The sequence below is a fragment of the Burkholderia anthina genome, from assembly GCF_902498995.1.
In the GTDB taxonomy this organism is placed as follows: domain Bacteria; phylum Pseudomonadota; class Gammaproteobacteria; order Burkholderiales; family Burkholderiaceae; genus Burkholderia; species Burkholderia anthina.
The window spans coordinates 25,966-44,748 of record NZ_CABVLY010000017.1; the positions used below are offsets into that span (position 1 = coordinate 25,966).

18 protein-coding genes and 1 pseudogene are annotated in these 18,783 nt (G+C 67.7%); 9 read left to right on the forward strand and 10 right to left on the reverse strand.

All coding sequences use genetic code 11. From position 1 onward, the window contains the following. Positions 1-26: 26 nt before the first annotated feature. Positions 27-2,030, forward strand: a complete 2,004-nt coding sequence (pdeR, locus tag BME24068_RS21080; protein WP_174927246.1) for a cyclic di-GMP phosphodiesterase — start codon at positions 27-29, stop codon at positions 2,028-2,030. Between the two features lie 54 nt (positions 2,031-2,084). Here pdeR and BME24068_RS21085 read toward each other — a convergent pair whose 3' ends face one another. Continuing rightward, positions 2,085-2,948, reverse strand: coding sequence for a crotonase/enoyl-CoA hydratase family protein (locus BME24068_RS21085; RefSeq protein WP_096500310.1), 864 nt, complete (start codon positions 2,946-2,948; stop codon positions 2,085-2,087). A 368-nt stretch (positions 2,949-3,316) separates the two neighbouring features. Between BME24068_RS21085 and BME24068_RS21090 the strand changes: the two are divergent. Then, positions 3,317-3,961, forward strand: a pseudogene (locus BME24068_RS21090) (amino acid transporter); the annotation flags it as partial. 300 nt (positions 3,962-4,261) lie between these two features. Continuing rightward, entirely contained in the window at positions 4,262-4,582 is a 321-nt protein-coding gene (locus BME24068_RS21095; RefSeq protein WP_096500543.1) for a DUF1840 domain-containing protein, read from the forward strand. A gap of 108 nt (positions 4,583-4,690) precedes the next feature. On the opposite strand, the gene BME24068_RS21100 is transcribed toward BME24068_RS21095, so the two are convergent. The 3 genes from BME24068_RS21100 to BME24068_RS21110 form a co-directional block, all read right to left on the reverse strand. Further along, positions 4,691-4,849, reverse strand: coding sequence for a hypothetical protein (locus BME24068_RS21100; RefSeq protein WP_172441868.1), 159 nt, complete (start codon positions 4,847-4,849; stop codon positions 4,691-4,693). A 41-nt stretch (positions 4,850-4,890) separates the two neighbouring features. Continuing rightward, the gene (locus BME24068_RS21105) at positions 4,891-5,166 is read right to left on the reverse strand and encodes a hypothetical protein (RefSeq protein ID WP_096500308.1); all 276 of its coding nucleotides are present in this window, start codon (positions 5,164-5,166) and stop codon (positions 4,891-4,893) included. Between the two features lie 97 nt (positions 5,167-5,263). Next, positions 5,264-5,449, reverse strand: coding sequence for a hypothetical protein (locus BME24068_RS21110; protein ID WP_096500306.1), 186 nt, complete (start codon positions 5,447-5,449; stop codon positions 5,264-5,266). A 350-nt stretch (positions 5,450-5,799) separates the two neighbouring features. Between BME24068_RS21110 and BME24068_RS21115 the strand changes: the two genes are divergently transcribed. Further along, complete coding sequence (locus BME24068_RS21115) at positions 5,800-7,713, forward strand: DUF3857 domain-containing transglutaminase family protein (RefSeq protein WP_174927321.1); 1,914 nt, start codon at positions 5,800-5,802, stop codon at positions 7,711-7,713. A gap of 28 nt (positions 7,714-7,741) precedes the next feature. On the opposite strand, the gene BME24068_RS21120 is transcribed toward BME24068_RS21115, so the two are convergent. After that, a complete protein-coding gene (locus BME24068_RS21120) occupies positions 7,742-8,731 on the reverse strand; it encodes an AraC family transcriptional regulator (RefSeq protein ID WP_174927247.1) in 990 nt (329 codons plus the stop codon). 111 nt (positions 8,732-8,842) lie between these two features. On the opposite strand from BME24068_RS21120, the gene BME24068_RS21125 reads away from it, so the two are divergent. Further along, on the forward strand, positions 8,843-10,054 hold the full coding sequence (locus tag BME24068_RS21125; RefSeq protein WP_096500302.1) for an MFS transporter: 1,212 nt from the start codon (positions 8,843-8,845) through the stop codon (positions 10,052-10,054). A gap of 29 nt (positions 10,055-10,083) precedes the next feature. Here the strand turns inward: BME24068_RS21125 and BME24068_RS21130 are convergent, their stop codons facing one another. The 4 genes from BME24068_RS21130 to BME24068_RS21145 all read right to left on the reverse strand — a co-directional run bounded on the left by BME24068_RS21130 (position 10,084) and on the right by BME24068_RS21145 (position 13,447). Then, a complete protein-coding gene (locus tag BME24068_RS21130; protein ID WP_174927248.1) occupies positions 10,084-10,929 on the reverse strand; it encodes a helix-turn-helix transcriptional regulator in 846 nt (281 codons plus the stop codon). Positions 10,930-10,977: 48 nt separating this feature from the next. Continuing rightward, on the reverse strand, positions 10,978-11,535 hold the full coding sequence (locus tag BME24068_RS21135; RefSeq protein WP_174927322.1) for a carboxymuconolactone decarboxylase family protein: 558 nt from the start codon (positions 11,533-11,535) through the stop codon (positions 10,978-10,980). A gap of 102 nt (positions 11,536-11,637) precedes the next feature. Further along, on the reverse strand, positions 11,638-12,405 hold the full coding sequence (locus BME24068_RS21140; RefSeq protein WP_174927249.1) for an isocitrate lyase/PEP mutase family protein: 768 nt from the start codon (positions 12,403-12,405) through the stop codon (positions 11,638-11,640). Continuing rightward, positions 12,392-13,447 carry a saccharopine dehydrogenase family protein gene (locus BME24068_RS21145; protein ID WP_174927250.1) on the reverse strand — a complete coding sequence of 352 codons (1,056 nt, stop codon included), beginning with the start codon at positions 13,445-13,447 and terminating at the stop codon, positions 12,392-12,394. Before BME24068_RS21145 ends, BME24068_RS21140 begins: the two co-directional genes overlap by 14 nt. Positions 13,448-13,565: 118 nt before the next feature. On the opposite strand from BME24068_RS21145, the gene BME24068_RS21150 reads away from it, so the two are divergent. Further along, positions 13,566-14,159, forward strand: coding sequence for a TetR/AcrR family transcriptional regulator (locus tag BME24068_RS21150; protein ID WP_174927251.1), 594 nt, complete (start codon positions 13,566-13,568; stop codon positions 14,157-14,159). A gap of 12 nt (positions 14,160-14,171) precedes the next feature. Here the strand turns inward: BME24068_RS21150 and BME24068_RS21155 are convergent, their stop codons facing one another. Further along, the gene (locus tag BME24068_RS21155) at positions 14,172-14,639 is read right to left on the reverse strand and encodes a MarR family winged helix-turn-helix transcriptional regulator (RefSeq protein WP_096500290.1); all 468 of its coding nucleotides are present in this window, start codon (positions 14,637-14,639) and stop codon (positions 14,172-14,174) included. Positions 14,640-14,721: 82 nt separating this feature from the next. On the opposite strand from BME24068_RS21155, the gene BME24068_RS21160 reads away from it, so the two are divergent. The 3 genes from BME24068_RS21160 to BME24068_RS21170 all read left to right on the forward strand — a co-directional run bounded on the left by BME24068_RS21160 (position 14,722) and on the right by BME24068_RS21170 (position 18,778). Beyond that, positions 14,722-15,090, forward strand: a complete 369-nt coding sequence (locus tag BME24068_RS21160) for a hypothetical protein (protein WP_174927252.1) — start codon at positions 14,722-14,724, stop codon at positions 15,088-15,090. A 119-nt stretch (positions 15,091-15,209) separates the two neighbouring features. Continuing rightward, the gene (locus BME24068_RS21165; RefSeq protein ID WP_096500286.1) at positions 15,210-15,827 is read left to right on the forward strand and encodes a glutathione S-transferase family protein; all 618 of its coding nucleotides are present in this window, start codon (positions 15,210-15,212) and stop codon (positions 15,825-15,827) included. A 254-nt stretch (positions 15,828-16,081) separates the two neighbouring features. After that, a complete protein-coding gene (locus BME24068_RS21170; RefSeq protein ID WP_239007941.1) occupies positions 16,082-18,778 on the forward strand; it encodes a type VI secretion system Vgr family protein in 2,697 nt (898 codons plus the stop codon). Positions 18,779-18,783 lie beyond the last annotated feature (5 nt).

Genomic DNA, 18,783 nt, shown 5'->3' on the forward strand with positions numbered 1-18,783 from the left:
CGTTTTTTCTGGATCGGGGCGTGTCCATGGATGACGAAAACGATAGCGCGGTGCTCGAGGCGCATGTCGGTACGCGCAGCCCCTGCTGGCGTCTCGGCAGCGACAGCAATGCACTCGAACTGGCTGCGGTTCGCGGCATGACCGACGTCGCGGTCGCGCTCACCGCCGAGCAGGCTGCGCGGGTGCGCGTGCTGACCGGCGTCACGTCGCACCTCGTGCTCGACATCGTACTGTTCGGCACGCCGATCAGCCTCCATCTGGTCGGCCGGAAGGTCGATACGAAAGACTGGGCCGGCACGGCCTCCGCCTATTCCGATACCGCGTCCGTCGCGAGCGATCTCGCGAACGGGCTCGCGTTCGCCGAGCAGGTCGTGTCCGAAGTGAATTCGCTCGTCGTGATTCTCGACCGCAACGGGATGGTGCAGCGCTTCAACCGCCTGTGCGAGGAAGTGACGGGCAAGCGCGAGGTCGACGTGGTCGGCCGCAGCGCATTCGAATTGTTCATGAGCCCCGAGCAGGGCGAACAGTCGCGCCACAACATCGCCGGCTTCTTCGCGAGCAACCATTCGTTCGCGGTCGAGCGTTACATCAACACGGTCAGCGGGCCGCGCCTGTTCCAGTTCCGCAACAAGTTCGTGCAGAGCGGCAGCGGCGTCGACGAGCAGTTCCTGATCTGCTCGGGCATCGACATCACCGAGGAGCGCAACGCGCAGCAGCGCCTCAGCGAACTCGCGAACACCGACGTGCTGACCGGTCTGCCGAACCGGCATGCGATCAACGAGCGCATCCGCGGGGCGCTCGCGATGGACCGCACCGACATGCGCGGGCAGGTCGGCATCCTGTTCCTCGATCTCGACAACTTCAAGCGCGTCAACGATCACTACGGCCACATCACCGGCGACCGTCTGCTGCAGGACGTATCCGCGATCATCAGCGGCTGCCTGCCGTCCGGCGCGACGCTCGCGCGGCTCGGCGGCGACGAATTCCTGGTGCTGTTCGAGCACGGCACGCGGCCGCTGCTCGAAGCGACCGCGCAGATCATCCTCGAGCGGCTGCGCACGCCGATCCACCTCGGGCTGATGGAGGTGTACACGAGCTGCTCGATCGGCATCGCGCTGCATCCGCAGCACGGCGATTCGCTCGAGACGCTGATCCGCAGCGCCGACACCGCGATGTACGTCGCGAAGGAAGAGGGCAAGCACACGTACCGCGTGTTCTCGCAGGAGATGAACCAGAAGGTCGCGAAGTACATGTGGCTCGACACGAACCTGCGCAAGGCGCTCGAGGACGAGCAGTTCGTGCTGCACTACCAGCCGGTCGTCGATATCGCGACCGGCGACGTGCGCGGCGTCGAGGCGCTGATCCGCTGGCAGTCGCCCGAGCGCGGGCTGGTCGCGCCGATCGAGTTCATCCGCTTCGCGGAGGAGTCGGGGCTGATCGCGCCGCTCGGGCGCTGGGTGATGCGCACCGCGGCCGCGCAGGCCGCGGCGTGGAGGGCGAAGGGGCTCGGCGTGCGGATCGCGGTGAACGTGTCCGCGCGGCAGCTGCAGGACATGAACATCGTCCATCAGTTCGCGTCGATTCTCGACGGCGCGGGGCTGAAGCCAAGCCTGCTCGACATCGAGCTCACCGAAAGCAGCTTCATCGAGGACGAGGAATCGGCGCATCAGCTGATGAAGGAATTCCGCCAGCTCGGCGCGGAGATCCATCTCGACGATTTCGGCACCGGCTATTCGTCGCTGTCGCAGTTGTCGCGTCTGCCGCTCGATGCGATCAAGCTCGACCGCACCTTCATCACCGGCATCGATCGCAATCCGCGCTCGCAGGCGCTGGTGCGCTCCGTCGTGTCGCTTGCGAAGGCGCTGAGTTTCTCGGTGGTCGCCGAAGGCGTCGAGACGCACGAGGAAGCCGAATTCCTGAAGCAGATCCACGTCGATCACGCGCAGGGCTACTACTTTGCGCGACCGATGCCGGCCCAGGCCTTCGAGGCATGGCTCGCGGAGACGAGAAAGCTCAGACTGATCGCCTGAGCGTCCGGTTGCGGCGCACCGCCGGCCACGCGGCGGCGGCGCGTTTCGCTCGCGTTACACCGTGCGCAGCTTCGACACGCGCCGGTTCTGCAGCATCACCAGGCGTTCCATGTACGCGAGATCCTTCGGCTCGATCGTGAACGCCGCGTGAACCCATTCCTCGGTGATGTCCATCAGCTCGGAGCGCGTGAGCTGGAACACGCGTTCGCGCGCGCGCAGCATCGCGCGAATGCCGTTCAGCTTCGGCTTCGTCACGTCGATGAAGGTGCGCGTCGCGAGGTACGCGTCGCCGGCTTCGAACGTCTGGTCGATCAGCCCCTGATCCGCGTACCACTCGGCCACGTGCGCCTCGCCGGACGAGATCAGCGATTCCGCGAGCCCGCGGTTCGCCTTGCGCGCGACCAGCGAATAGCCGCCCATGCCCGGGAACAGGTTGAACGCGATCTCGGGAAAACCGAGCTTCACGCCCTTCTGCGCGAGGATGTAGTGATGCGCGAGCGCGGCCTCGAAGCCGCCGCCCAGCGCGCTGCCTTCGACCATCGCGATCGAGATCGCCCCGGTGCCGAAGCCCGTGTAGATCTCGTACACGCCGTCGATGCACGAACGCGCGTAGGCCATCAGCTGATCGCGCCGGCCGCTGCGGATCGCGTCGACGAAGAAGCTCAGGTCGCCGCCGACGTTGAACAGCTCGGGCACGAGCGAGCCCGTCACCCAGAAGTCGAACTGCAGGCCGGAGTCGCGTGCGACGCGCGCGAGATGGATGATGTCGGTGACGAGTTGCTGGTTGAAGCACGGCCGCGGCTCCGATCGAAGCATCATCCACATGACATTGCGACCTTCTTCGTAGAACGCAGTCAGTTGCGTGAGTTCACCTGCTTCGTAAAACGGGCGGCACGCCGGATGGGATTGGAGTTGCATGGTATGTCCTCGTGATGTGGTTTTTCAAAGACCGCCGCGGCCGGTGTCGCGTGGAGCAACCCGCTCCCCGCATGGCGCCGGCCGCGAGGCATCGCCATTGTTGCGCGCGCACAAAACTCGAATTGCGGGGAATGACGCACGACCGGGACGCGGTTGCGCGTTGCGTTCGGCGGGTTCGGCCTCGATTGCGGCGAATGGCGGAATCGGCCCGGCGGCGGGGTATCGCATCGCGCATCCGGCGGCAGCCGTTCGACCCGGCGCGACCCGGGCGGGCGGCTTGCGGGCGGCGCGAGTTCGCCGCCGCGGCGCCGGCGCGGCCGGCCGTTCGCTTACGCGTCGAAAGCGCCGCCGGGCCGTCGGCGGCCGCTTTGATCGAGACGTTCACGGCCGTCGGCTGGCTCACGGTGTTCGCGACGAGCGCGGTGATCGCGCTGTCCTTCATGACCAACCGGCACTACGCGTGCACGCGCACGCCGCTCGCCAGGGAGGACGCATGGTTCCCGGGCATGCCGCCGGAAGTCGACGAAGCGGGCGCGCCGGGCCGGCCCGATCCGGCGCGGCCCACCGCCGTGCTGCTCGTCGGCAAGCATTGCGGCGCGCGCATGCACGCGCTGCCGTGGGTCAACCGGCTGTTTCCGGGGCACTTTCGCAACGTGATCTTTCGCGCGGCAGGGGAAGTCGATGCGAAGGCGTACGACGGACGCGAGCATCTCGAACGGCTGCGCCGCCCGATTGCCGAATCGATCGACTACGACGTCGCGCACTGCCGCCGCAACGACATTGCAGCCGAGTACCGGATCGCGTTCGGCATGAACCCCGTCGTTGAATGCATGTACCTCGCGTCGTCGACGCTCGATGCGTATCCGAGCGGCGTGTGCTTCGCGAGCAAGCTGATCTTCCGGCGCGGTAGCTTCCCTACCGCGCGGCTGCATAACCAGACGCCGGTCGAGTTGCAGGCGCGGCTGTATGTCGAGGGGCGGCAGATGGTGCTGCTGCCGGTGAACGTCGGTTAGCGCCGCGTCGGGCGCGACGCCCGGCGCCCGTTGGCAATTTCGCCACGGAGGCTCCGCCATTGCGGGGCCGTACGCTTGAATACATCACGACGTGATATAAAATGAAGGCAGGCCTTCGTGTCATCCGGCCTCTACGCCGCAAACGAACCCGGCCGCGCGATGCGCGCATCGTGCCGGGCGAACGTCCGGTTCAGAAGAACGGGGCGGCGACCGGGCGCGGCAGGATGACCGGCAGGCCTCGCCGCGACCGGCGGCGGATGCCGCACGGTCTCGCGGCGGCCACGACAAGGGGAAATGACGATGATGGTTACGTTTCGGTCATCCGCCGCGCCGGATATCGTGATGTTGCGCGATCTGGCGCAGTACCTGCTGGGGCTCGTCGGGAAGGGGCTCGCTGTTCGCGGCGTGATTTCCACCGAAGAATTACCGGCGGCAATCGCCCGGCTCGAACAGGCGATCAGGGATGACGCGGCGCGGGAAAGCGCGCACGAGCATTCGACACGCGGGCTGCGCACCGAACTGGCGCCGCACGCCGGCGGGCTCGCGCAGCGCGCGTGGCCGCTGCTGGACATGATGCGTGCGGCCCATGCACAGGGCCGGCACGTGATGTGGGGCATGTAGGCGCGCATTGCGCACGGCTGCCCCGACAACCGGACCTCCACTGGAAGGCCGGCGGTCGCGCGTCGAACGACGCCGCACCGCCGGCCGATTTTTTTTTGCGCGGCGCGCTTACGGGTGATGATGCGTATGCGAGCGCGGCGAGCGCCGCGCGGCCCGGTGCAGCAGCCGGTCGCGCGTGCGGTCGCGGCTGCGCCGTTCCGCGAAGAACAGCACCGCGAACACGAGGACCACGAGCAGCACGATGGTGGGGACGATACCGTTTTCCATGTCGCCTCCTGCAGAGTAAGGACGCGGTATGCGGCGGGACGTCAGCCCGCGGGCATGAAGGTGCCGACGAGTTTCGTATCGATGAAGCGCTTGGCCAGCGCGATCGAGATCCTGACCGCATCCGAGTCGTTGCGGAACACGTGGTGTTTCGGGTCGAGCAGGTGCGCCTCGTGGCGGCCGCCGGCGTCGCGCCAGTACACGACGGCGAGCGGCTGGTACAGCGCGCCGAGTTCGAGCCCTTCTCCGGCTACCGCGTCGACCAGCGCGCCCGCGCGGATCTCGCATTGGCGATAGGTCATGCAGAGCGGTGATTTCATCGTGATCTCCTTCGCGGGCGCCGTTCGTTCCGACCCCGTGCCGTCAACGCGCACGTTGCGGCAGGATCGGGGCCGACGAACGATTGCCAGGCCGCATTCACGTGAGCAGCGGCATCGCTTCGATCAACGCGATCCCGATCAGCGCGCCGAGCGCCGCGCCGACCAGCTTCGGATGACAGCGCTCGAGGTGCAGCGCCGTCAGCAGCGCGCCGAACAGGATCACGCCCAGCAGCGCGAACGCGATCACGAGATAACCGATTTCGAAATCGTTGTTGATCAGCATGATGTCTCCTTCCCCATGTCGGCGTGCCGGATTCACCGGATCGTCATCTGTTTCGGCGACGTTGCACGCGCGATTTGCCTGTCTGAATTATATATCACAACATGATATAAAAGCGATCGCGCGGAGTACGGACGAGGAAGCGGCGACAGCCCGCGGGGAGGGCGCGCGGCGCGATGGCCTGCACGTCCCGTTCATGGCGACGCGGGCCGCTGCCGCGCGGCTTGACGCTTGCGGGCACGTCACCCACACTGGTCCGAGCGATGGGCGAGGGCGGCGCGGGTGCGTGTGTGGCCTGCATCGATGCCTGCCCGTCGCGTCCGATCGAACACGAACGCGCGGAGAGCTTCGACGTGGTGCGTTTCCCGTTCCTCCGATTACCCGGCCGTGTGCCGGCGCGCACCGCCGCGCTCGCCGGCGTCTTCGCTGCGGTTGTGCTGGCGCTTGCACGGCCCGTTTTCGCGGAGGCGGACGACGCCGCGCCGGTGACGCTCGTGAGCGATGTCCACGTATTCGTGCTCCAGCGCGATGGATCGCTCGACGAACACGACGATTCGACACTGCGCGCGAACGATGCGAACGGGATCGATGCGATCGCGCAGCGCTACGTGTGGTTCGACAAGAATCTGGAGAAGGTCGATTTGCTCGCGGCCGAGACGATCGATCGCGACGGCGTTGCGCATCCGGTCGGCCCCGATGGCATCCGCGACGTGCAGGAGCCGCGTTCGGCCGGCGCCCCGACGTTCCAGGACGGGCTGCTGCGCACCGTCGTGTTTCCCGGCGTCGAGGCCGGATCGAGCACGCGCATCGTGTTTCGCAAGACGCGCACGAAGCGCGTCAACGCCGGTTACTTCGGCTACTACGTCGAGCCGTCGCGCGAGCCGGTGGAGCGCCAGCGGCTGATCTTCGACGTGCCCGCCGACATGCCGCTGCATGCGGACGCGCGCGGCTACGTCGCGCTGCCGCCCGTGACCGAAAACGGCCGCACGCGTTACGCGTTCGATTACCGGCACGGGCCGTACGACCGGATCGAGAGCGGCGCGGTCGGCTACCCGACCTACGGCGACCGGCTCGTGGTGTCCACGCTGCCCGACTACGCGGCGTTCGCCGCGCGCTACCGCGACGCGGCCGTCGATCCGGGCGCGGACGATCCGGCCGTCGTGCAACTGGCGCGCGCGCTTACCGCCGACGCCGCCGATCCTCGCGACAAGGCGCGCATCCTGTACGACTGGGTGCAGGCGAACGTGCGTTACGTCGCGCTCTTTCTCGGCGAAACGGCCGCCGCGCCGCATCGCGTGACGGACATCCTGCGCAACCGCTACGGCGACTGCAAGGATCACGTCGCGCTGTTCGGCGCGTTGCTCGCGGCGGTCGGGATCCGCAGCGAACCGGTGCTGATCAATCTCGGTTCCGTCTATACGCTGCCGTCGGTGCCCGGTTACGGCGGCGGCGCGATCAATCACGCGATCACGTGGCTGCCCGATCTCGGGCTCTACGCGGACACGACGACAGGCGGCATCGCGTTCGGCTACCTGCCGCCGATCGTGATGGATCGTCCGGCGCTGCTCGTCGATACCGGCGTGCTGTCGCGTACGCCGGCCACGCAGCCGCGCCGCCGCGTCGCGCGGCTGGAGATCGATGCCGCGCAGCCGGGTGCCGCGCGTTTCCACGCGCTCACCGAGGACGACGGCTGGACGGCGGAACTCGAACGTACGCTGTTTCGCCGCGCGCCGCCCGAGCGCATCCGGCAGCTCGCGAACGAGCGGGTGCGGCAAAGCGGGTTGCGTGGCCGCGCGCAGATCGCGACAAGCGATCGCCGCGTGACGCAGGGGCCGTTCGACGCGACGATGACCGGCACGCTCGATCATCTGGTGTGGCCGGACGGCACCACGGCCGTGCCCGCGCTGTCGAGCCTGACGGGCGGGATCGCGACGCAGGTCGAAGGCTGGCTGACCGAGCCCGCGCGCACGCAGCCGTGGGTGTGCATCGGCGGCGCTTTCGACGAGACCGGCCAGATCGCGCTGCCGGCCGACGTCGCGGTGACCGACCTGCCGGCCGATACGGTCGTGCACGACCGCTTCGTCGATTTCACGTCGCATTATGTGTTCGATCCGGCCGCGCGCGTCGTGCAGATCACCCGCCGGATGAACGCGGCGTTCGGCCGCCAGGTCTGCGCGCCCGACGACTTCACGGCGCTGCATGCGTCGCTCGAACGCATCGAACGCGACACGCAGGCGCAGATCGTCGTGCGTGCGAAGCCGCGTTGAGCGCGGCGGAGGCGTCGCGCGCGCCCCGTTACGCGTCGGCGTGCGCGTCGCTTTCCGCGCGCACCGCGCCCGGCGGCCGCCCGACCACGCGCTTGAACGCGCGGCTGAACGCGGCGAGCGACCCGTAGCCGAGCCGGTACGCGACCGCCTCGATCGCTTCGCGGTCGCGTGCGATCCACTGCGCGGCGAGCCGCATCCGCAGCTCGGTCAGATAGCGCACCGGCGTCATCCCGGTGGCCGAGAGAAAGCGTTCGGCGAACACCGAGCGCGACACGCCGGCTGCGGCGGCCAGCTCCGCGACGCTCCAGTTTCGCCCTGGATCACGATGCAGCGCGACGATCGCGCGGCCGAGCTTCGGTTCGCGCAGCGCCTGTACCCAGCCCGTCGCGTCGCCGCAGCCGCATTCGACCCAGCCGCGCACGATGAACGCGGCGACCACGTCCGCGAGCCGCGCGAGAATGCCCGCGAAGCCCGCGCGCGCGGAGCATGATTCGCGCTCCATCGCATCGAGCATCGGCCGGATTTCCGGGTAGCGCGCGAGCAGCGTGCCGACGTGCATGAACGCCGGCATCGTCCCGACGAGCGGCTGCATGCCGCCGAGATCGAGCTCCATGCACGCGCTGAAGATCAGCGCATCGCCGGCGCCCGGCTCCGTCGTCGCGCACGACGTCGCGCCCACCGACGCGACCGTGTCGCAGATCTTCGCGACTTCGAACCCGCCGATCTCGCGGCACGCGGCATCCGGATCGGACATCAGCGCATGCGTGAGGCCGTGCGGCAGCAGGATCGCGTCGCCGGCCTCCAGTTGCACCGTCGTGCCGGCCGCGTCGCGCAGCAGCACCGGTCCGCGCCCGACGAAATGGAACTGCGCGCGGCCCGGCGCATGGCCGAAGCTCAGCCCGAACGGCCGCGGCACCTGGATCCGGCGGTACTGCACGCCGCTCAGGCGCATGCCCAGCAGCAGTTCGCTGACGAGGTCGTGCGCGTCGGGGACATCGGGAAGCAGCGGCTCGGACATATCAGATTCGGACGTTCGATCAATAAGAGCGGATTGTATGTCATAGACCGTCCTGCCGGGGTTCCTTACGATACGCCATCACTGGAACGCTTTTTTCATACGGAACCACGCATGAATCCCGGAATGTCCTCCACCGCCGCCACGGCGGCTCCCCGCGAACCGGCCTGGGGCGCGGTGTTCGCGATGACGCTGGGCGTGTTCGGCCTCGTCACCGCCGAATTCCTGCCCGCGAGCCTGCTCACGCCGATGGCCGACAGTCTCGGCGTGACCGAAGGCGTCGCCGGCCAGGCCGTGACGGCCACCGCGACCGTCGCGCTCGTCACCAGCCTGTTGATCTCGGCGCTGACGCGCACGATCGACCGGCGGCGCGTGCTGCTCGCCTTCTCGGTGCTGCTCGTCGCCTCGAACCTCGCGGTCGCGTTCGCGCCCAACCTGACGACGCTGCTGATCGGCCGCGTCGTGCTCGGCGTCGCGCTCGGCGGCTTCTGGACGATGGCGACGGCCACGGCGATGCGGCTCGTGCCGACCGCGATGGTGCCGCGCGCGCTGTCGATCATCTTCAGCGGCGTGGCGGTCGCGACCATCGCGTCCGCGCCGATGGGCAGCTATTTCGGGCACCTGATCGGCTGGCGCAACGTGTTCCTGATCGCGGCCGGCATCGGCGGCGTCGCGCTCGTGTCGCAGGTGATGACGCTGCCGTCGATGCCGCCGAGCGGCACGACGCGGCTGCGCACGCTCGTCGACGTGCTGCGCCGGCCGACCGTCGGCCTCGGGATGTTCGCGACGATCCTCGTGTTCACCGGGCATTTCGCGTTCTTCACGTATCTGCGGCCGTTCCTCGAACAGGTGGCGGGCGTCGGCGTGAACGGGCTGTCGGCGATCCTGCTCGGCTACGGCATCGCGAACTTCGTCGGCACGTCGCTCGCGGGCCGCGTGCTCGAACACCGGCTGCGGCCGATGCTGATCGGGATGCCCGCACTGATGGTCGTGCTCGGCATCGCGCTCGTCGCGCTCGGCCGTGCGCCGATGATCGATGCGGTGCTGGTCGCGTTGTGGGGGATGGCGTTCGGCGGCGTGCCGGTCGCATGGTCGACGTGGGTCACGCGCACCGTGCCCGATGAAGCGGAAAGCGCGGGCGGGCTGATCGTGGCGGCGATCCAGCTCGCGATCGCGACGGGCGCGGCGGTGGGCGGTGTCGTGTTCGACGCGAACGGCGCGGGCGGTGTGTTCCTCGGCGCGGCCGCGGTGCTGGCCGTCGCGGTGGCGACGATCGTGACCGGCGTGCCGAAGCGGGTCGGGGTCGCAGCGGCGCTGGCCGAGTGACCGACGCGTGACCGCCGGCGGCGCGCGGCTCAGCGCGCCGGCGCGTGTGCGTCGAGCAACTGCCGGTGACGGGTTTCGGTGGCGTCGTCCGCCGGGAACATGCACTCCATGCGCAGTTCCTGCGCGGCGGCGCTTTGCGGCGTGCCGACCGTCGTGATCAACGAGAAATAGCGCAGCACGACGCCTTCGTGCACGAAGCCGACCGGAACGACCGGCGTCGACGGTGCGGCGGCCGGCGCCGGCGGCGTTTTCCAGTCGCGCGGCGCATGCGGGCTGGCAAGCAGGTCGTCCAGCAGCCGCTGCGTGTCGTCGTCGATCACGCGGCCGACCGATTCGCGGTACACGCGCTGCAGCAGGCTGCGCGATACGCTGTCCCAGTCGGCGACGAACGGCTGCATGCCCGACGGATCGAACATCAGGCGCAGCAGGTTGCGCGGGCCTTCGCGTGCGGCCATGTCGATGAAGCAGCCGAAAAAGCGCGGCGCCGCGTCGTTGGTCATCAGCACGTTCCAGTGCCGGTCCATGACGATCGCGGGGAACGGGTCGTGCTGGCGGACGACCCGTTCGAGCGCGCGGATCACGCCATGCATTTCCACCGCGTTCCACGGCGCGTCCGAATACACGGGCGCGTATCCGGCGGCGAGCAGCAACGCGTTGCGCTCGCGCAGCGGCACGTCCAGCGTTTGCGCCAGCGTCAGCAGCGTGTCGCGTCCGGGCACGCTGCGTCCGCTTTCGATGAAGCTGATCTGGCGCTGCGAGATGCCGGCGTCGAGCGACAGGTCGAGCTGGCTCATGCCGCGCAGGTCGCGCCAGTAGCGCAACAGCCGGCCCAGTTCAGGCGGCGGCGCGTTCGGATCGCGGGTGCTCGCATTCATCGCGTTGTCCTGATCGTTCCGTGAGCGACGCCGACGACTATAGCGAACTCACTCGGCATCCGCATGCCACGCGAACGCATCGAACGGCGCTTCGAGCGCCGGCCGGGCCACGCTGCCGACGTAGTTCGTGATCGTCGATGCGGCGACCACCGCGATCACTTCGAACAACTGTTCGGCGCTGAAGCCGGCGTCGAGGAAGCGCCGCCGGTCGGTTTCCGCCAGGCGGCCACGGGTTTCGATCAGTGCGCGCGCCAGCGCCGACAGCGCGGCCAGCGCCGCGTCGTCGGGCAGGCCGCCGCGCCGGATCGCATCGACGTCGGCGGCGGGCACGCCCTGTTGCAAGGCGAGCGCGGTGTGGAAGGCGACCGGCCATTCGCTGGCGTTCGTGACCGCGTTGGTGAGCAGCAGCGTCTGGATCTGCGGCTCCGTGAGGCTGCTGGCGTGCACGCGCTCGAACAGGCCGATGAAGCCGTTGATCAGCACCGGCGAGGTGGCCATGGCCGCCGCGATGTTCGGGACCATGCCGAAGGTTGTGCGGAGTTGCTCGAGGACAGGCTTCGACTCGGCAGGGGCCGAGTCGATCGTATGAAGCGGATAGCGGGACATGACGCCTCCTGGGCGATGCGCGCCGCCGGAATGGCGGCGCGACACCTGAAGCGTACGGACGGCCGCGCCGCGCGCCAATTACATCGGATGTAATCGGTTCGGCTATGCGCGTTGCTTCACCACCGCCGCAAGCGCCTTCATCGCCTGCAGGTAAGGGTACGGCCCGTGACTGATGCGCGCGACGCCGGATTCGGCGAGTTCGGCCAGCGCCGGCGTTTCCGACACGCGCATGATGTTCACCGGCAGCGGCGACGCGGCCGTCAGCGCGCGAATCAGCGCCGGCGAACGCAGGCCCGGCACGAACAGGCCGTCGGCGCCGACCGCCGCATAAGCGCGTGCGCGCGTCAGGACTTCGTCGAGCAGCCGTTCGTCGTGCGTGTCGGCCGCGGCCTTGAAGAACACGTCGGTGCGCGCGTTGATGAAGTAGCCGATATCCGCGCGATCGGCCGCCTGCCGGGCCGCCGCGAGACGTGCGGCGGCGGCGTCGACCGTGCGCAGCTCGCCCGTCGCCGGGAAACTGTCCTCGAGATTGCAGCCGATCGCGCCGGCCGCGATGCTGCTGGCGATCGTGTCCGCGACATCCTCCAGCCGCTCGCCATAGCCGCTTTCGAGATCGACGGTGACGGGCAGATCCGTCGCCTGCGCGATCCGCGCGAGCACTTCCATCATCAGCGCTTTCGGCATCTGCTCGCCGTCGCTGAAGCCGTTGGCGGCCGCGACCGACCAGCTTCCGGTTGCCAGCGCGACGCCGCCTGCCTCGGCGACCGTGCGCGCGCTGCCGGCGTCCCACACGTTGAACAACAGCAGCGGCTCGCCTGCGCGGTGAAGCGAACGGAAATACGCGCCTTTCTCGTTGTTACTGTTGCTCATACTCGTCTCTCCTGGTGAAAACGGGATCGGCAGTCGTGCCGAACGATACGGCGATCGTATCGAGCGCCGCGAGGAAATCGCGTGCGTCGAACAGTTCGCCGAGGCTGCGCACGCCGCCCGACGTCAGCGTCCGGCCGGTCAGCAGGCGGACCGTCGCCTCGACGATGATCGGTGCGCTGACCGCGTAGATGTCGCGTCCCGATGCGGTTGCGCGATGCGTGACGCCGTTCTGCACGACGACGGCATCCATCGCGAATTGCTGCGCGGACCGGCCGAGCGCGTCGACCGGTTGCGGCGGCGGCGTGCCGGCATCGCGTACGTCGCGCAGCGCGAGCGTCGCGAGCCAGGACTCGATCGTATCGACAGGCAGATGTCGCGCGAGTGTCATCACTTCGGAAAACGGCAGCAGCGTCACGCCGACGTCACCGAGCGGCGACGGGAACGGCCACGTGCGTTCGCGGGCAGTCGACGGCACCGCCGTCGGCTTGCCGCCCTTCAGGATGAGCCGGGTCGCATGATTGCGCGCGCCGGTCACGCGCGTGCCGCGGGTCGGATGCCAGCTGTCGAGACCGGTCGCGATGTCGATGCGATCGATCGGCCGGTTCCGGTCGACCACGGCCGTGACGAGCAGGTCCGCCAGGCCGCCGTAGAACGCGGCGGCCGGCACGAGCGTCACGCCGGCGGCGCGCGCGCGTGCGTCGCGCTGTCCGGTCAATGCCTGGATCGACGGCTGCTCGGCCGTCAGGTCGAGATACGGGATGCCGGCCCGCCATGCCGCATCGGCGACGGGCAGCGCGGTATCCAGGTACGGCCCCGCGCAGTTGATCACGGCATGCGCGCCGCGCAGCGCGGCGTCGAGCGAGGCCGGATCGTCGACCGATGCGACGTGCCACGGCGCCGCGTCGTTGCCGTCTTGCGCCAGCCGCGCGGCATCGCGCCCGATGCGGATCGCGCCGAGGCCGCGCCGCGCCAGTTCCGCGAGCACGAATCGCCCGGTGTGACCCGTGGCGCCATACACTGCAACCGGCATTCGATCGTCCATGATCCACTCCGATACAGAACGGTCTGTTTTATAGTACAGACCTGTAGTATCGTCAACCTCCGGGTGCTATCATCGGATGCACTTTCGCGGGACAGGCGGCCTGAATGGCCGGGCTTCGATGAAAAAGGGAACGGACACGAACGGGCGCGCGCCCGATACGCGCGAACGCATTCTGCAAACGGCCAGCGAGTTGTTCTATCGGGAGGGCACGCGGGCGGTCGGGGTGGATCTGATCGTCGCGCAGGCGGGTGTCGCGAAGACGAGCCTGTATCGGCACTTCGCGACCAAGGACGACCTGATCGAGGCGTTCCTGTTGCGCGAGGACGCGGATTTCTGGGCGCACTGGGATGCCGTGGCCGCGCAGTACCGGCACACGCCGCGCGAGGAGCTGGACGCGCAGCTTCAGTGGATCGGCGAGCGCATCGAGCGCCCCGGCTATCGCGGTTGCCCGCAGATCAATATCGCCGCCGAGTATGCGGACGGCAATCATCCGGCCCGCAAGGTCGCCGTCGCGCACAAGCAGGAACTGCGGCGCCGCCTGACCGAGCTTGCGGACGCGATGCGGATCGACGAGCCGGAAACGTACGCGCTGCGGCTCGCGACCGTCATCGACGGCGCGCTCAGCAGCGGGCAGGCGCTGCACGCGCACGGGCCCGTGCGCTTCCTGCAGGCGTTCGCGCAATTGCTGATGCCGAAGAAAGGCCGCAAGTGAGCGGCGCGCGCGTCAGTCTCGTGTAGCCGGATCCTCCGACAGCGCGCGCAACTGGCCGCGCAGCAGATCGACTTCGCCCGGCGCGAACGGCCGTTCGATGTCGGCATGCGTTTGCTGCCACACCGGAAACGCTTCGGCGAGCAATCGATCGCCGGCCGGCGTGAGTGCCAGCAGGCGGCTGCGCTTGTCGTCCGGATCCTGCGCGATCGTGACCAGCCCGCGCCGCTCGAGCGGCTTGAGCGCCGCGGTCAGCGTGGTGCGGTCCATCGCGAGCAGCGACGCGACCGATTTCATCGCGGCAGGCTGCGGCCGGTTCAGCGACATCAATAGCGAAAACTGGCCGTTGGTCAGATCCAGCGGACGCAGCGCATCGTCGAAGATGCGCGCGAGATTGCGCGCCGCGCGCTGCATGTGCAGGCACAGGCAGCAATCACGCACCATCAGCGTCGTTTCGAAAGGGAGCTTTTCTTTGCGTGCCATGTTGCAATTGTGTTGATATCAACCTATCTTGTCAAGGGCGAGGCGCGGCGTCCCGTCGTGCTCGCCACCGGACGGAGGAAGCATGAGTGCTCAGCAGCAGTTGTATCTCGCGGTGTTCCTCGGCAGCAAGGAGAGCCCGCGCATGACGGCATGGATGGCGTTGCCCGAGCAGGAGCGGCGGACGCGCGAGCGGGAAGGCATCGCCGCGTGGCACGCGTGGGTCGAACGGCATCGCGACGCGATCGTCGAGCTCGGCGGGCCGCTCGGCAAGACCAAGACCGTTGGAGCGGGCGGCGTGAAGGACAGCGCCAACGCGATGGGCGGTTTTACCGTGGTGCGCGCCGCGTCGCACGAGGCCGCAGCCGCGATGTTCGAAGGCCATCCGCATTTCACGCTGTTCCCGGGGGAGACGATCGACGTGATGCCGGTGCTCGCCGTGCCGGGCATGTGAACGGCGGCAGGCGCGGTGCGCGTCGTCGCGGTGATGGCGGTGGGTGTTGCCGTGATCGCTGTCGATGCGCTGTTGCCTGCATGCGGAGATTTCACCGACATTTTCGATGGAGACATGCAATGAAGCTTTACGGATTCGCCGGCACGCGTTCGCAACGCGCGCTCTGGGGGCTCAAGGAGCTCGATGCGGATTTCGAGTTCGTGTCGGTCAACCTGCTGGCGGGCGAGCACAAGCGGCCCGAATTCCTGCGTCTCAATCCGGCGGGCAAGGTGCCCGTGCTGGTGGATGGCGATCTCGTGATTCCGGAGTCCGCCGCGATCGTGTTGTACCTCGCGGACAAGTATCCGGGGAAGGCGCTGCTGCCCGTCGATCCGGCGCTGCGTGCGCAGGCGTACCGGTGGGTCATGTTCGCGGTGACGGAGCTCGAGCAGCCGCTGTGGCGCATCACGCGGCATTCGTTCATCTATCCGCCCGAGAAGCGGCTGCCGGCCGATATCGAGTTGGCGCGCGAGGATTTCGCGACGATGGCCGCGATTCTCGACCGGCATCTGGAAGGGCGCGAATTCATCGTCGGCGATACGCTGACGGTGGCCGATTGCGTGACGGTGTATCTGATCGACTGGGCCGACGAGTGCCATCTGATCGATGCGTTTCCGCAGTTGCGTGCGTATGTCGAGCGGCTGTATGCGCGGCCGAAGGCGCCGCAGCGGATCGCGGATGCGCGCAAGGCGGCGTGAGGCGGTTTGAAATGGTGGTCGGTCATGTCGGTGGGCGTGATCGACCCTGAACATTGTTGCAGATCGTTGCCATTCGCTGGACGCGAATCCGGCCATCCTTTATCCCTTCAGCTTCCGAGAACAAAGATGGTTGCTGAGAGAAAAGCATGGCCCGAGAACGAGATACACAACGTGCGCTCGCGCAGTGGATAACCGGTCGTCAGTCGTATTTCCTCGAGGTGCCCGGCGCACCCGCGGCGCAGGATCTGTCGATCATGTCGTTCGTGCTCGATGAGCGACTCGGCGAGCCCTATCGGATCGCGGTGACGCTGACGAGCGCGGTTCCGCTTGCACGTACCGATTACCTCAATCGCCCCGCCACCTTCACGATCGAGCCACCGGGCGCGAATGGCGCCACAGACGCGGTGCGTCGATTCGCCGGCTGTATCACCGCGTTTGGCCAGATTCGCAAGACGCGCGATTTCGTGTCTTACCGAATCGTCGTCGAGCCGTTCGTTGCGCGCCTGCGCCTCGTCGAGGCAACGCGCGTCCATCAGCAGCAATCCGCGCCCGAGATCATCGAATCGATCCTGAGGCGGCACGAATTTCGCACGCATCAGTTCTCGTTCAAGTTGCGGCATGCGTATCCGCGTCTTGCATTCCGTATGCAGTACCGGATGTCCGATTGGGACTACATCCGCCTGCTGATGGAGCAGACGGGGCTGTTCTGCTTCTTCCGGGCAGGACAGCATGGCGACGAACTGCATTTTGGCGATGATGTGGATGCCTATACGTACCGTCCGCAGATCGTCATTCCGTACCGCGAGGCAAGCGGGCTCGAAAGCGGCCACGAGGCCGTGCTTTCGCTCGAATCGTCGAGCGAAACGATTCCCCGCTCGATCAAGGTCGCGGATTACAACGCCGACAACGCGCAGGGCCGGTTCGATGCCGAAGCAAACATCGCGCGGGACGACCCTACGACTTGGGGCGCGAGCTACGTGTACGGCACGCATCATCTGGACGGCGACGAAGCCCGGCGCGCGGCGCAATTGCGTCACGAAGCGGCGCTCGCATGGCAGGTCACGTATTCAGGCAAGAGTTCGGTGGTGGATTTCGCACCGGGACTGGTCGCCAAGCTCGACGAGCAACCCGTCGATGCGCCGCACGGGATCGTGATCGTTTCGGTCCGTCATGCGGGCGGGTGCGACGCGTCGTACATCAATACGTTCGATGCGATTCCATGCGGCCGGCCGTTTCGCCTGAAGCTCGACGAGCGTCGCTGGCCGACGATTGCGGGTACGTTGTCCGCGCGCGTGACCGCTCCCGACGCCTCGCCGTATGCACATCTGACGAGCGACGGCTGTTACACGGTCCGCTTTGATTTCGACTTCGACGCATGGCCGGCCGGCGGCGAATGCGTACCGCTGCGGCTCGCCAAGCCCTTCGCGGGCAGTCACCAGACAGGCTTCCACTTTCCGCTGCTGGCCGACACCGAGGTCGCGGTGGCATTTGCCGGCGGCGACCCGAACCGGCCGTATATCGCGCATGCGCAGCATCACGGTCAGGCCGTCGATCTGGTCACGAGCCGGGATGCCTTCAACACGCGCAACGTAATTCGCACGCGAGCGAACAACAAGCTGCGTTTCGAGGACTGGAAGGGGCACGAAGGCATCAAGTTGTCGACCGACTACGGTGGCAAGACGCAGATCAATCTCGGTCATCTGGTCGACGCGCGCAAGGCGGCGCGTGGCGACGGGTTCGAAGTCCGAACCGACGAGCGCGGTGCATTGCGTGCCGGCAAGGGACTGTTCCTGTCGGCCGATGCGCAGTCGAATGCGGGCGGGCACGCTTTCGACATGACGGTTGCGCGGCAGCAGCTCGAAGCAGCGCAATCCCGCATGCGGAGTCTGACCGATGCGGTTGCGAAGGCGCGCGCGACGGTGGCGGCATGCGAGGCGCAGCAGGCGTTGCTCGAATCGCAGGTCCGCGACCTCGAAGCAGCCGTGCTGCTTGCGTCCGCGCCGCATGGGGTCGCCGTGACCAGCGGCGAGCACATGCAACTGGCTGCTGGCGGACATCTCTTCACGACGACGGGCGGCAATGCGGATGCGGCGATCGGCGGCAACTATACGGTTGCAGCGGGTAATGCGGTGTCCCTGTTTGCGAATACGCAGGGGATGAAGTTGTATGCGGGGGCCGGCAAGGTCGACGTGCAGGCACAAGCCGATGCGCTCGAACTGACGGCGTTGAAGGGCGTGACGATTGCGAGCACATCGGATGCTGTGACGCTGAACGCGCACAAGGCTTTGGTACTGATGTGCGGTGGTGCGTATATCAAGCTCGAAGGCGGAATGGTGGAGATCGGGAGTGCCGCCGAAATCCGTTTGAATGGGTTGTTGCGCGTCGGGCCACCTTCGACGCGGCGACAGGCATTGCCGCTGATGCCCGAACAGGAAAAAACGGGGATGCAGCTCTGGCACGCCTACCCGAACGGCGAGCCGGTCAGGCATGCACCCTATCGCGTGACGTTCGCGGACGGGTCATGGCGCGACGGGCGGCTGGATGCCGATGGAAGAGGCACGGTGGCGAATGTGCCGCGCGGGGGCGGTGCGGTCGAGTATTTCGAGGAGGGCCACGATCTTCTTGACCGCACGCGCAAGTGGGATGAACCGAAGGGGGCACCGCAATTTGTTGCGCCAGGTGAAGCCGCCGTAGCGCCGGCCGTGCCGAGTCTTGTCGGGGCAACGTTGGCTGCAGCGATGACGGGTACCGGAGCCGCGAAGCGCGCACTGGAGTCGGCCGCATCGATCGAGGCGACGGCGGCGCGTGTTGCTTCGAGCGTCGCGCAGGGCGATGTCGCTGCGTTTGCTTCGAGCGGGGCTGGACCGCTCGCGCATTCCGTTGCCGACGGCACGGCGGCTACGGTGCCCGACGTTGCTCCGGATCTCCGCAAGTCCATCGTGTCGCGCTGACTGGC

Bases quoted from the DNA above. Each gene is read 5' to 3' on its own strand.
- BME24068_RS21120 (WP_174927247.1), bottom strand. From the start codon at position 8,731: ATGTCCGAGCCGCTGCTTCCCGATGTCCCCGACGCGCACGACCTCGTC.
- BME24068_RS21160 (WP_174927252.1), top strand. From the start codon at position 14,722: ATGAGTGCTCAGCAGCAGTTGTATCTCGCGGTGTTCCTCGGCAGCAAG.
- BME24068_RS21170 (WP_239007941.1), top strand. From the start codon at position 16,082: ATGTCGTTCGTGCTCGATGAGCGACTCGGCGAGCCCTATCGGATCGCG.
- BME24068_RS21085 (WP_096500310.1), bottom strand. From the start codon at position 2,948: ATGCAACTCCAATCCCATCCGGCGTGCCGCCCGTTTTACGAAGCAGGT.
- BME24068_RS21110 (WP_096500306.1), bottom strand. From the start codon at position 5,449: ATGCTGATCAACAACGATTTCGAAATCGGTTATCTCGTGATCGCGTTC.
- BME24068_RS21095 (WP_096500543.1), top strand. From the start codon at position 4,262: ATGATGGTTACGTTTCGGTCATCCGCCGCGCCGGATATCGTGATGTTG.
- BME24068_RS21165 (WP_096500286.1), top strand. From the start codon at position 15,210: ATGAAGCTTTACGGATTCGCCGGCACGCGTTCGCAACGCGCGCTCTGG.
- BME24068_RS21150 (WP_174927251.1), top strand. From the start codon at position 13,566: ATGAAAAAGGGAACGGACACGAACGGGCGCGCGCCCGATACGCGCGAA.
- BME24068_RS21125 (WP_096500302.1), top strand. From the start codon at position 8,843: ATGAATCCCGGAATGTCCTCCACCGCCGCCACGGCGGCTCCCCGCGAA.
- BME24068_RS21135 (WP_174927322.1), bottom strand. From the start codon at position 11,535: ATGTCCCGCTATCCGCTTCATACGATCGACTCGGCCCCTGCCGAGTCG.
- BME24068_RS21100 (WP_172441868.1), bottom strand. From the start codon at position 4,849: ATGGAAAACGGTATCGTCCCCACCATCGTGCTGCTCGTGGTCCTCGTG.
- pdeR (WP_174927246.1), top strand. From the start codon at position 27: ATGGATGACGAAAACGATAGCGCGGTGCTCGAGGCGCATGTCGGTACG.
- BME24068_RS21105 (WP_096500308.1), bottom strand. From the start codon at position 5,166: ATGAAATCACCGCTCTGCATGACCTATCGCCAATGCGAGATCCGCGCG.
- BME24068_RS21140 (WP_174927249.1), bottom strand. From the start codon at position 12,405: ATGAGCAACAGTAACAACGAGAAAGGCGCGTATTTCCGTTCGCTTCAC.
- BME24068_RS21130 (WP_174927248.1), bottom strand. From the start codon at position 10,929: ATGAATGCGAGCACCCGCGATCCGAACGCGCCGCCGCCTGAACTGGGC.
- BME24068_RS21155 (WP_096500290.1), bottom strand. From the start codon at position 14,639: ATGGCACGCAAAGAAAAGCTCCCTTTCGAAACGACGCTGATGGTGCGT.
- BME24068_RS21145 (WP_174927250.1), bottom strand. From the start codon at position 13,447: ATGGACGATCGAATGCCGGTTGCAGTGTATGGCGCCACGGGTCACACC.